This is a genomic window from Kocuria tytonicola, from assembly GCF_003687455.1.
Classification (GTDB): Bacteria; Actinomycetota; Actinomycetes; order Actinomycetales; family Micrococcaceae; genus Kocuria; species Kocuria tytonicola.
Genome location: NZ_PHOA01000074.1, coordinates 1 through 12,584 on the forward strand (window position 1 = coordinate 1; position 12,584 = coordinate 12,584).

Consider the following 12,584-nt stretch of genomic DNA (forward strand, 5'->3'; position numbering starts at 1 on the left):
TCACCGATGTCACCCCCGTGGCGGACGGTCGGTGACCAGGGGAGTCCACCCGTCGGCGTGCCGAGTGGGGGTGCCGTTCCGACCGGCAGGCCCGGGACGGCAGAGGACCCCGGTTTCCGCCCCGCGCTGCGGCGGGGCGGACACCGGGGTCCGTCAGGAACGTGCCGGGTGGGTGGCCCGGTGGGGGCTCACCAGAAGACGGCCACCGCCGCGTTGATGAGCGCCATGCCGCCCACGGCGTGGGCCAGGCCCGTGGAGACCGGCTCGCCACGCCGGGTCTTGCGCATGCCGATGAACGCGGCCACGAGCACCACCAGCAGGATGACCAGCTTGAGACCGATCTTCGCGTAGTTGATGTCGCCGCCGTTCATCTCGTGGTAGCCCACCATGCCCAGTCCTGTGACCAGCATCAGGACGGCGGCCCAGAACTGCGCCACGGTCACGGTGGGGCGCTTCATGGTGTAGAACCAGGTGCCCACGATCACGGCCACGCCCACGATGTGCAGGAAGATGAGGAGATTCAGGAGGAAAGTCATGCTTCGAGGGTAGTCGAGCCCCCGGCCCGGAGCCGGCAGCACGAGGGCCCGGGGCATGGTGTGCGTGATGCACTCCACACTCCGGGCCCCCTGTGCTGGCCTGCCCTACCGCTCACGGCCCCCGGTGCTCACGAGGACTGCTCGCCGGTCCCGGGGCCGTGGACGCGGGGTGGTCTCAGAGACCCACCTCGGACTCGAACTGGCCCGCCTCCAGGCGCTTCTTCAGCGTGCTGAGGAAACGACCCGCGTCCGCGCCGTCCACCAGGCGGTGGTCGTAGGTCAGGGACAAGTAGCACATGTGGCGGATGGCAATGGTGTCGTTGCCGTCCGCGTCCGTGATGACCATGGGCCGCTTCACGATGGAACCGGTGCCTAGGATGCCCACCTGCGGCTGGTTGATGATCGGGGTGTCGAACAGCGCGCCGAACGAGCCGATGTTCGTGATGGTGAACGTGCCACCGGTCAGCGCATCCGGGGAGATGCTGCCGTCCTTGGCCGCGCCACCCAGCTCCGCGATCTGCTTGGCGAGCCCGCCCAGGTTCAGGTCGCCGGCGTTCTTCACCACGGGCACCAGGAGACCACGGGGGGTGTCCACGGCGATCGCGATGTCCTCGGAGGAGTTGTAGACGATCTCCTTCGAGTCCTCCTTGAACGTGGCGTTGAGCACGGGGTGGGCCTGCAGCGCCTCGGCCACGGCCTTCGCGAAGAAGGGCATGAACGTGAGCTTGGCGCCCTCGCGCTGCTGGAACTGGTCCTTGGCCTTCTGCCGCAGCTTGGCCACTCGGGTCATGTCCACCTCGGTCACCTGGGTGAGCTGGGCGGAGACCTCGAGGGACTCGCGCATGCGCTTGGCAATGGTCATGCGGATGCGGGGAGCCTTCTCGGTGGTGCCGCGCTTGGCGTCCGGAGCCGGAGCGGCCGGAGCCTTGCCCGCGCCCTGGGTGGAGACCGCGGGAGCCATGTCCGCCCCGGTGTCCTGGATTGCGGGAGCAGTGGACTTCTCGGCCTTCTCGGCGGCGGCCAGGACGTCCTGCTTGCGGATGCGACCGCCCACTCCGGTGCCGGTGAGGGTGGAGAGGTCCACGTTCTTCTCGCGGGCCAGCTTGCGCACCAGGGGCGTCACGTACCCGGCCACGTCCTTGGTGCCACCGGAGGGCTGGGAGCCCTCGTGGGAGGACTGCTTGGTGTCGGCCTCCGGGGCCTGCTCGGTCTTCGCCTCGGCGGCCTGCTCGGTGTTCTCCCCGGAATCGGCGGTCGTTGCGGCGTCCTCGACCTTCTCGGCCTTGGACTCGCCGGACTGGTCGGAGGAGCCGTTGTCGGAACCGGAGTCACCGGAGCCTGCGGAGGACTCGTCGCCGACGATCGCCAGGACCTGCCCGACCTCGGCGTCCTCGTCCTCCTGGACCTTGATCTCGAGGATGGTGCCCGCCACGGGGGAGGGGACCTCGGTGTCGACCTTGTCGGTGGAGACCTCCAGCAGGGGCTCGTCCACCTCGATGCTCTCGCCGACCTGCTTGAGCCAGCGGGTCACGGTGCCCTCGGTCACGGACTCGCCCAGCGCGGGGAGGGTGACCTCCACGGAGTTGCCCGAGGACTGTTTGGTGTCGGCCTTCGGGGCCTGCTCGGTCTTCTGCTCCGGCTCGGAGTCCTGCTCGGACGACCCCTGCCCGGCGGTGGAGTCCTGCTGGTCCGCGGCGTCGTCCTGGGCGTCGTCGGAACCGGAGTCACCGGAGCCGTCGCCGATCACCACGAGAGGGGCGCCGACCTCGACGTCTTCGTCCTCGTCCACCAGGATCTTCTCGACCACGCCGGCCACGGGGGACGGAACCTCGGTGTCGACCTTGTCCGTGGAGACCTCCAGCAACGGCTCGTCCACAGCCACCTCGTCTCCCACCTGCTTCAGCCAGCGGGTGACGGTTCCTTCGGTGACAGACTCGCCCAGTGCGGGCAGGTTAACGGTTTCAGACATTGTCGTGTCCGTCCCTCTCTCAGAGATCGTGAAAAGTGTTCTGCGTGCCCGGGCCACGGGGGCCGGGAGAATGCGCCGGGTGCGCGCCCCTCGGGACGCGCACCCGGCGCCGTGGATCAGCCGTGCAGGGGCGAACCGGCCAGGGCCATCGCGGCCTCGCCGATGGCCTCGTTCTGGGTGGGGTGGGCGTGCACGAAAGCCGCGACATCCTCGGGGTAGGCCTCCCAGTTGACCATGAGCTGGCCCTCGCCGATCTGCTCGCTGATGCGCGTGCCGATCGCGTGGAAGCCCACGATGGGGCCGTCCTTCTCCCGCACCAGCTTGATGAGCCCGCCCGTGCCCAGGATCGAGCTCTTGCCGTTGCCCGCGAGGTTGTACTCGAAGGTCTCCACGTTGTCCTTGCCGAACTTCTCCTCGGCCTTGGGCTGCGAGTAGCCCACGGAGGCGATCTCCGGCTCGGTGAACGTGACCTTGGGGACGTTGATGTCGGGGACCACCACGGGGTTCAGCCCGGCGATCTCCTCGGCCACGAAACGGCCCTGCTGGTAGCCGCGGTGGGCCAACTGCACACCGGGAACGATGTCACCGATCGCGTAGATACTGCCCACTCCGGTGTGGAGGCGCTCGTTGGGGGTCACGAAGCCGCGGTCCATGGGGATGCCCTGCTCCTCGAAGCCCATGTCGGCGGTGTTCGGGCCGCGGCCCACGGCCACCAGCACGATCTCCGCCTCGAACTCCTTGCCGTCCGCGAGGGTGACCTTGGCGCCGTTGTCGTCCTGCTCGACCTTCTCGAAGAACGTGCCCAGGTTGGACTTGATGCCGCGCTTCTTGAATTCGCGCTCGAGGGTTTTGACGATCGCGGGGTCCTCGTTGGCCACGAGGTGGGGCAGGCCTTCGATGACGGTGACGTCCACGCCGAAGGAGCGCCACATGGACGCGAACTCGCAGCCGATCACGCCGCCGCCCAGCACGATCGCGGACTTGGGGACGAAGTCGATCTCCAGCGCCTCGGTGGAGGTCATCACGCGGCCGCCGATCTCCAGACCCATGGTCTTGGAGACGGAGCCGGTGGCCAGGACGATGTGCTTGCCGGTGTAGGTGGTGCCGTCCACGTCGATGGTGTTGGGCCCGGTGAGCTTGCCGTTGCCGGCGACCACGTCCACCTTGCGCATCTTCATGAGACCGGTCAGGCCCTTGTACTTGCCCTGCACGATCTTGTTCTTGTAGTCGCGCACGGCGCTCATGTCGATGGAGTCCAGGGTGGCCTTGATGCCGTACTTCTCCGACTCGCGGGCGCCCTCGGCGAGCTCCGCCGAGTGCAGGTACGCCTTGGTGGGGATGCAGCCCCAGTGCAGGCACGTGCCGCCCAGCTTCTCCTTCTCGATCAGCGCGACGCTGAAGCCCAGCTGCACCGCGCGCAGAGCGGCGGAGTATCCAGCGGATCCACCGCCCAGGACGAGAATGTCGTATTGGTTGTCGGCCACGTTGGCTCCCTCGGGGTTCGAGTGTTGGTGTCGGACGTCCGCCCGGGGCCCGATCCGGGGTCTGGGGTGGACGGTCACGGTTGGGATCAAGCCTAACGCCACGCGCGGGGGCCCACCAGGCATTGCAACCCGGTGGACCCGCGCCACGTGGTGCACCTCACGGTGCGGAGGCTACTTGGCCTCGCGGGCCTGCGCGGCGGTCAGGGCGAGCATGGTCCGCACCCCGAAGCCCGTGCCCTCCTTGGGGGTGTAGCCCCACGGCTGGGACTCGTTGAAGGAGGGGCCGGCGATGTCGATGTGGGCCCACGGCACGCGGCGGCCGCTGTGCTCGGGCACGAACTCGCGCAGGAACAGTCCGGCCACGAGCATGCCGCCGAACTTGTCGCCCATGTTCTTCAGGTCCGCCACGAACGAGTCGAGGGAGGGCCGCAGGTGCTCCGGCAGGGGCATGGGCCACGCGGGTTCGCCGGCGCTGGCGGCGGCGTCGAGCACGAGGTCGCGGGCGGCGTCGTCGCCCATGACGCCCGCGGTGCGCACGCCGAGTGCGGCCATCTGCGCGCCGGTCAGGGTGGCGATGTCCACGAGCAGGTCCGGGTTCTCCTGCCCGGCGGCCCACAGTCCGTCCGCGAGCACGAGGCGGCCCTCGGCGTCCGTGTTGAGCACCTCGACGGTGTGGCCGCTGTGCATGGTGAGGACGTCGCCGGGGCGGGTCGCGGAACCGGAGGGCAGGTTCTCGGCGAGGCACAGCCAGCCCGTCACGGCCACGGGCAGCTCGAGGGCGGCCGCGGCGAAGACGGTGCTGAGCACGGCGGCGGCGCCGGCCATGTCCGACTTCATGGTCATCATCGAGGCCGGGGGCTTCAAGGAGAGTCCGCCGGAGTCGAAGGTGATGCCCTTGCCCACGAGGGCCACGTGCTTGCGGGCCCTGGCGGGTGCCCAGCGCAGCTTCACGAGGCGCGGGCCGTTGACGGAGCCCTGGCCCACGCCCAGCAGGCCGCCGAAGGAGCCGCGCGCGAGCTCCTTCTCCGCGAGCACCTCGACCTTGACCCGGGTGCCCTTCGCGGCCGCGGTGGCCACGTCCGCCACGAACTCGGGGGTGGCGGTGTCGGGGGAGAGGTCCACGAGCGTGCGGGTCAGGCGCACGGCGCGGGCCACGTGCGCCGCGCGCTCGACGGCCGCCACGGCGTCCTTGCCCAGGGCCTTGGGAACGCAGACCGTGGCCGAGCCCAGCGGGCGGGTGTCCTGCGACGCGGTGCGGGACTTCTGCGCGGTGTACTCGAACGCCCCGAGGCCGATCCCCTCGGCCACGGCCTGGGCGTCCTCGGACGAGGTCATGGGCAGTGCCACGGCCGCGGAGGCTGCCGTTCCCTGGAGGCGACGCGCGGCGGCACCGGCGGCGCGGCGCAGGTTCTCCACGCGCTCCTCGCCCTCGCCCCGACCGAGGCCGGTGAAGACCACGAGGGAGGCGCGGACGTCGTCGGGGGCCGGGACCACGGTCACGCTGTCGGGGGCGCCGCTCGCGTGGGCGCGCTCCGCGAGGTCGCTCAGCCGACGCCGCACGCCCGCCTTGACGTCGTTCGGCACCGCGAGCGCGCCGTCGTGGGAGACGCCGAGGACGAGCGCGTCGGTCGTGGCGTCGCCCAGGGGCCTGGTGCTGGTGTCGAGACGCACCTCGTGGGTCGTGAGGATCTCCTGCGGTGTGGTCACTGTCGTGTCCTTTCGCGAGTGTGGCGGCGGTGGTGACCGCGGCGGCGGTGGCCGCCGGGCGCCGGTGTGACACCGATCCTAGCCATCCGTGGTGGGTTCCCCCGGGGAATACCCGGTGACACCGCGTGCGTTGCACCTCTCACGAACCACGCGCACCCCCGTTTTCCGCGCGCGGCGCCGCACGTCCACGAGGAGGAGAAGTGCTGGATCCCACGGCCCTGTACCTGGGCAACCCCGCCCTGCTGGGTGACGAGCGGCTGCGCGGTCTGCCCATGATCGTTGCCCTGTCCGGGTACGTGGAGGCCGGGCACTTGGCGGGCCAGATCGAGGCGGTGGTCCTGGACTCGATGCCGAGCGAGACGGTGGCGCGGTTCGACCTGGACCAGCTGTACGACTACCGCTCCCGCCGCCCGAGGGTGACGTTCGCGGAGGACCACTTCGAGGAGTGGGAGGCTCCGGAGCTGACCCTGAACCTGGTCACTGACGGGCTGGACCGCCACTTCCTGCTGCTCACCGGGCCGGAGCCGGACACCCAGTGGGAGCGCTTCAGCTCCGCGGTAGTGGGACTCGCGCAGCGACTGCGGGTGAGTTTGGTGGCCCTGGTGGGCGGCATCCCCATGCCCGTGCCGCACACGCGCCCCATCCTGGTGACCGCCCACGGCCCCCGGGCGGACCTGCTGCCCCGCACCGGGGGCGGACGGCCCACGTTCGAGGTCAGCGCCTCGGTGTCCCACCTGCTGGAGCTGAGGCTGCAGGAGGGCGGGATCGACCACGTGGGCCTGTCGGTGCACGTCCCCCAGTACCTCGCCGAGTCCTACCTGCCGCAGGCCGCGGTGGCCGCGCTCGAGTACCTCAGCGCGGTCACGGGGCGCACCCTGCCCACGGACGAGCTGCGGGAGGCCTCACGGGACGTGATCCGCCAGATCGACGAGCAGGCCGGGGCGTCGCCCGAGGTGCAGTCCGTCATCGAGAACATGGAACGGCGATACGATGACGTGGTGGACGCGTCCGCCCGCCGCTCCATCCTGGCCGGGCCCGACGACACCGATCTGCCCGACGCCGACGACCTCGGCGCGGCGGCGGAGGCCTTCCTCGCCGCGCAGGGCGACCCGGACGACCACCAGCACTAGGACCCCGGGCCGCGGCGCTCCAGCGGGTCACCGCGCGAGAACCCCGCAGGAGGCCCTGACGCATGCCCGATCCGGTGACCACCCCCTCGTCCCGGTCCAAGGACTCACCCACGGCGTGGCTCATCCTGGCGGTGGGGATGCTCGCGTACTTCTCCGCCGTGGCGCAGCGCACGAGCTTCGGGGTGGCCTCCGTGGAAGCGGCGGACCGCTTCCAGACCGCCGCGTCCGGGCTCTCGCTCTTCTCCATGATGCAGGTGCTCGTCTACGCGGCGCTCCAGGTTCCCGTGGGGGTGCTGGTGGACCGCTTCGGCCCACGCGTCCTCATCACGGTGGGCGCCGTGGCGATGGTGGCGGGCCAGCTGCAGCTCGCGGCCGCGCAGTCCGTGGCCGAGGGTGTGGTGGGACGGATCCTGGTGGGCGCGGGGGATGCCGCCACCTTCGTGTGCGTGATGCGCCTGCTGCCCGTGTGGTTCTCCCCGCTCAGGGTTCCCATGCTCTCCCAGGCAGTGGGCATGACGGGCAACCTGGGGCAGCTGTTCTCCGTGATCCCGTTCGCCGCCCTGCTGCACTCGGCCGGGTGGGTGCCGTCCTTCCTGGTGATGGCGTGCATTGCGGCGGTGGCGGCGGTGCTGTCCGGGACACTGCTGCGCAACCATCCCCCGGGTGCCCGGGTGCTCTCGGACAGCATCTCCCTGTCCTCGGTGCGCACCTCCATGGGCCGGGCGCTGCGGGAACCCGGCACCCGGCTGGGGTTCTGGGTGCACTTCACGGTGCAGTTCTCCGGCAACACGTTTGCGCTGATGTGGGCGTACCCGTACCTGCAGAACGCGCAGGGGATGGACCCCGCGCAGGCCTCCGCCGTGATGACCGTGTACGTGGTGTTCAACGTGGCCGTCGCACCGCTGGTCGGCAAGCTGAGCGCACGCTTCGCCCACCACCGCTCCCGCCTGGTGCTCACGTGCTGCCTGGTGAGCTGGTCCGGGTGGGCCGTGCTGCTGCTCTGGCCAGGCCACGCCCCGGTGCCCGTGGTGTACGCGGGGGCGTGCCTGATCGCCCTGTCCCTCCCCGCGTCCATGATCGCCTTCGACATCGTGCGCACGTTCAGCCCGCCGGGTGTCGGCGGAACGGCCACGGGGCTCGCGAACGTGGGCGGGTTCGCGGCCTCGCTGCTCGCCATCTACGTGACCGGGCTGGTGCTGGACCTGCTCCACGGGGCGGGACTCTCGCCGTCCCTCTACGACGGCGAGGCGTTCCGTCCCGCGATCGCCGCCCAGGGGATCGTGGCCCTCGTGGGCACCCTCGCCATCCTGCGGGGCACCGCCGCGGTGCGCCGCCTGCACGGCGCGGACTCCGTCTAGGAGCCCCGCACCCCCGCCACTGCTGGTGGCGTGCACGCGCGGATCGGATCCGGGAAAGGCGACCGGGCCATCCCGGGTGAGCTGTGGGCCCACGGCGGACGACCTGCACAGGCGCTGCTCCGATGCTCGTCCCCGGGGGCCTCTCCACGGGAAGGGGGCAGGGTGTCGTCTGGCCTCCTGGGGCGGGGCACGGTGGCCGCATGACCGTGACACCTGACTCCCGCCCGACCCTCCGCGTGCGCGACGCCGCCGATCTGCTGGCACTGATTCCCCACCTCGTGGGCCACGCACCCCGGAATACGTCCGTGCTGTTCTTCCCCACGGCCGATGGTCGAGCCCTGTGCGTGAGCATGGACACCCCCACGCCCGAGATGGACCTCGGGGCCGTCCTGGACGACCTGCTGGAGGCCACCCTGCGGGTGCCGCACTGCGGGGACGTGGTGGTCGTCGTCTACTCGGACCACGAGCCCGCCGCGGACGTCCCGTGCGCCTCCGGGGCACCCGAGCTCTGGGAGACCCTGGTGGAGCACCTGGGACTCGATGCGCTGCGCATCCTCGTGGTGGGTTCCACGCACTGGTGGGACAGCGCGGAACCGGAACGGGGCGTGCCCGTGGACGCCATCAGGGACAGCCCCGTCAACGCGGAACTCGTGGCCGGTGGCAGTGCCGTCGAGCCCGTGGCCCTGAGGGACGAGCCTCGGTGGCGCGCCCGGCTCGAGGAGCGTGGCGCACGGCTGCTGCGGGGGCGGGGCACGCCGACGCCGCGGGACGGGGAGAGGCCCGTGGGAGGTTCGCGGGTCCGTGCCGGTGGCCACGGCGCGCCCGCGGTGGGCACGCTGTCGTCCCCTCCGGCGGGGTGGGACGCATGGACCCTCGCGGTGGAGCGGGTGTGCGCAGACCGGGAGCACTGGGTGGACGCGGTGCTGGGCCTCTCGGATGCCGAGCTGGGTGACCTGCTGGTGGCGCTGCAGGACGACCTCCTGAGGGACGCACTGCTCTACGCGTGGCTGAGCGGGAGTCCCGAACGAGCGCTGACGGCTCTGGAGGGAATGCGTGCGGCGCTGTCCCGACTCACGGACGGGGCGGGTGGGAGCGCCGAACCGGAGGCACCCGTGGTGGAGGAGGCACTGCGCTGTCTCTGCGCGCTGTCGGGTGAGTGGGACGGGCCCCCGCACTGGGACTCCGTGGACGGCGCCCACCGTGTGCTGCAGGTGCTGGACGGGCTGCTGTGGCATGCGCGCCACGCGGACGCGCACCCGGCGCAGCGTCGGGGGCGTGGTTCCGGGCACCGGGGCATGAGTGCGGCCCCGGGTGGGGCCACGGGCACGAACCGTGGAGCGGTCAGGCGCGCGGACCCTGGAACGGCCACGGATGCTGACGTGGAGCTCTCCGCCGTGGTGGCGGTCCTCGCCCAGATCGAGCAGTACCGGGGACGCGCACGCACCGCCGTGCGGCTGCTCACGGAGCACCTCGGGGACGTCGAGGTCCCCGAGCGGGGCCGCTGCGCGGTGGGCGACGTGCGGCGTCGGCTCCTCGCACTGCAGGTCCCGTGGTGGTGCGCCGACCCCCGCACCTCGTGGCCCGGGCGGCACGCCTGGGTTCGCGGTGCCGATGACTGAGGGCTCGGAGCGGGGCCGAGTTCCCCGGGGAAAGATTGTGGGGGCGGCCGGGAACATTTTTCGCAACGCTGGTGTTGCGCCGGGTAGGACCCTCAGAGTCCCGGCGTGACGTCTGTGTCACCTCGCCGGACTTGACAGGGTCATAGGTGTGTTGGCCACTGCTGTGGTGCGCACCCTACGACGTGTTCAACGAAAGGTTCTCCGTGTCACCAGCTGCCAGCAAGACCGCGTCCGCATCGCAGGCCACCGCTGCGGAGCAGAACTCCGCCGAGACCGCCGCGCAGAACGGTTCTGACGGCGCGAGCACAAGTGGTGCCGCGCGGAAGGCGGCTCCCAAGAAGACCACCGCCGCCAAGAAGACGGTCGCGCGCAAGAGCACCGCGGCCAAGAAGACCACTGCCGCGAAGACGTCCGCAGCCGCCGCCTCGGAGGGCACTGCGGCCACGGCCGCCGCCCCCCGGACCGCCACCAGGAGTGCCGCGTCCAAGACGGCAGCCCCCCAGGCGGCCGCCTCGAAGACCACGGCGTCCAAGACGACGGCCTCCAAGAGCACGGCCACGACGTCGGCGGCCGGCTCGGACGGTGCCGACGGATCCGGCGAGACCGCTGCGGCGGCCCCGAAGAAGACGACGGCACGCAAGACCGCTGCCCCCAAGCGCACTGCGACCAAGAAGACGGCGGCCGCCAAGTCCACGAGCGCCACCAGGTCCACGAGCGCCACCAGGTCCACCAGCACCACCAAGGCTTCGGCGGCCAAGACCGCAGCGGCTGCCGAGAGCGAGGCCGCGTCGAGCACGGGCGGGCGCAGGACCACCTCCCGGACGGCGGCGAAGGCCGCTCCCAAGACCGCCGGCACCGGCCGGGGCCGCAAGAAGGCGGACCCCGTTGAGGAGGCGCTCGCAGAGGACGAGGTCGTCACCGAGGACGTCACGGAGGAGACCGACGAGGACGACGCCCAGGAGTCCACGCAGGCCTCCGTCGAGGAGTCCGCGCAGCTCATGAAGGGCCGCCAGGACAAGAGCGCCCGCGGCTTCGTGCTCACCAACAACGACGACGACGACGCCCCCGCCCAGCAGGTGGTCGTCGCCGGCGCCACCGCGGATCCCGTCAAGGACTACCTCAAGCAGATCGGCAAGGTGGCGCTGCTCAACGCGGAGCAGGAGGTGGACCTCGCGCTGCGCATCGAGGCGGGCCTCTACGCGGAGCACAAGTTCGCCGAGGAGCAGGACTCCATGGACGCGGACACCCGCCGGGCCTACCGCTGGGTGATCCACGACGGCCGCCGCGCGAAGAACCACCTGCTCGAGGCCAACCTGCGCCTCGTGGTCTCACTGGCCAAGCGCTACACGGGCCGCGGCATGCTGTTCCTGGACCTGATCCAGGAGGGCAACCTGGGCCTGATCCGTGCGGTGGAGAAGTTCGACTACACCAAGGGCTTCAAGTTCTCCACCTACGCCACGTGGTGGATCCGCCAGGCCATCACCCGCGCCATGGCGGACCAGGCCCGCACCATCCGCATCCCGGTGCACATGGTGGAGGTCATCAACAAGCTGGCCCGCGTGCAGCGCCAGATGCTCCAGGACCTGGGCCGCGAACCCACCCCGGAGGAGCTGGCCAACGAGCTGGACATGACCCCCGAGAAGGTCGTGGAGGTCCAGAAGTACGGGCGCGAGCCCATCTCCCTCCACACCCCGCTCGGCGAGGACGGCGACTCCGAGTTCGGAGACCTCATCGAGGACTCCGAGGCCGTGGTGCCCGCGGACGCCGTGTCCTTCACGCTGCTGCAGGAGCAGCTGCACTCCGTGCTGGACACCCTGTCGGAGCGGGAGGCCGGTGTGGTGGCCATGCGCTTCGGGCTCACCGACGGCCAGCCCAAGACCCTGGACGAGATCGGGAAGGTCTACGGAGTCACCCGTGAGCGGATCCGCCAGATAGAGTCCAAGACCATGTCCAAGCTCCGCCACCCCTCCCGCTCGCAGGTGCTGCGGGACTACCTGGACTGATGAGCACCCGAGAGCAGGCGGAGGCCCACCGGATGACAGAGCGCGACTCCCGGGTGCAGGGGATCTTCAACCGCATCAACGCGTCCTACGACCGGATCAACACGCTCATGACGCTCGGGCGGCACGCGGCGTGGTGCCGCGAGGTCGCACGACGGGCCGCGGTGGGTCCGGGACAGCGGCTGCTGGACATCGCCACCGGCACGGGCGTGATCGCGCTCGCGGCGCGGCGTCGTGAACCGCGTGCCGAGATCGTGGCCGTGGACTTCTCCGAGGCGATGCTCGACAGCGCGCGGCAGAAACCGGGCGCGGAGACCGTCACGTGGGAGTTCGCGGACGCGCACCACCTGGGCTACCCGGACGAGTCCTTCGACGCGGTGACGCACGGCTACCTGCTGCGCAACGTCAGTGATATTCCCCGGGTGCTCGCGGAGCAGTTCCGCGTGCTGCGTCCCGGCGGGCGGGTGGTGGTGCTGGAGACCGCGCCGCCGCGCGGGCTGCTCAGGCTCGCGCTGTCCGCGGGGATGAGCGTGGTGCTGCCGCTGCTGGGCCGGGTCGTCGCGCACGACCGGGACGCGTACGGCTACCTCAAGGACTCCACACTGGGCTTCATCCCGCCGGTGGAGGTCGCCCGTCTCATGGCCCAGGCCGGCTTCCAGGACGTGGGGTACGAGACGAAGTACCTGGGGACCAACGTGATCCTGTGGGGTCGCAGGCCCGAGGTGGGCTGACGACGGCGGGAGCGGGTTCCGTCAGGAGTCGACGCCACGCAGTCCACCAC

At 71.0% G+C, this 12,584-nt stretch carries 9 protein-coding genes; 5 read left to right on the forward strand and 4 right to left on the reverse strand.

What is annotated here, in order from left to right; all coding sequences use genetic code 11:
- Window positions 1-188 precede the first annotated feature (188 nt).
- The 4 genes from CWC38_RS08590 to CWC38_RS08605 form a co-directional block, all read right to left on the reverse strand.
- Window positions 189-536 carry a hypothetical protein gene (locus CWC38_RS08590; protein WP_121846361.1) on the reverse strand — a complete coding sequence of 116 codons (348 nt, stop codon included), beginning with the start codon at window positions 534-536 and terminating at the stop codon, window positions 189-191.
- 175 nt (window positions 537-711) lie between these two features.
- Window positions 712-2,505: a 2-oxoglutarate dehydrogenase, E2 component, dihydrolipoamide succinyltransferase gene (gene sucB / locus CWC38_RS08595; RefSeq protein ID WP_121846355.1), complete on the reverse strand. Its 1,794-nt coding sequence runs from the start codon at window positions 2,503-2,505 to the stop codon at window positions 712-714.
- A 116-nt stretch (window positions 2,506-2,621) separates the two neighbouring features.
- On the reverse strand, window positions 2,622-3,989 hold the full coding sequence (gene lpdA, locus CWC38_RS08600; RefSeq protein WP_121846356.1) for a dihydrolipoyl dehydrogenase: 1,368 nt from the start codon (window positions 3,987-3,989) through the stop codon (window positions 2,622-2,624).
- A gap of 171 nt (window positions 3,990-4,160) precedes the next feature.
- Window positions 4,161-5,696, reverse strand: a complete 1,536-nt coding sequence (locus CWC38_RS08605) for a leucyl aminopeptidase (protein ID WP_121846357.1) — start codon at window positions 5,694-5,696, stop codon at window positions 4,161-4,163.
- 200 nt (window positions 5,697-5,896) lie between these two features.
- Between CWC38_RS08605 and CWC38_RS08610 the strand changes: the two genes are divergently transcribed.
- The 5 genes from CWC38_RS08610 to CWC38_RS08630 all read left to right on the forward strand — a co-directional run bounded on the left by CWC38_RS08610 (window position 5,897) and on the right by CWC38_RS08630 (window position 12,534).
- Entirely contained in the window at window positions 5,897-6,826 is a 930-nt protein-coding gene (locus CWC38_RS08610) for a proteasome assembly chaperone family protein (RefSeq protein ID WP_121846358.1), read from the forward strand.
- Between the two features lie 62 nt (window positions 6,827-6,888).
- Window positions 6,889-8,184: an MFS transporter gene (locus tag CWC38_RS08615; RefSeq protein ID WP_121846359.1), complete on the forward strand. Its 1,296-nt coding sequence runs from the start codon at window positions 6,889-6,891 to the stop codon at window positions 8,182-8,184.
- Between the two features lie 200 nt (window positions 8,185-8,384).
- On the forward strand, window positions 8,385-9,803 hold the full coding sequence (locus CWC38_RS08620) for a DUF4192 family protein (protein WP_121846360.1): 1,419 nt from the start codon (window positions 8,385-8,387) through the stop codon (window positions 9,801-9,803).
- Window positions 9,804-10,006: 203 nt separating this feature from the next.
- A complete protein-coding gene (locus CWC38_RS08625; RefSeq protein WP_121846362.1) occupies window positions 10,007-11,806 on the forward strand; it encodes an RNA polymerase sigma factor in 1,800 nt (599 codons plus the stop codon).
- Window positions 11,806-12,534 (forward strand): ubiquinone/menaquinone biosynthesis methyltransferase, encoded by a 729-nt coding sequence (locus CWC38_RS08630; RefSeq protein WP_240625179.1) that lies wholly within the window; start codon window positions 11,806-11,808, stop codon window positions 12,532-12,534. The genes CWC38_RS08625 and CWC38_RS08630 overlap by 1 nt, the downstream gene beginning before the upstream one ends.
- The last annotated feature ends 50 nt before the right edge of the window (window positions 12,535-12,584 follow it).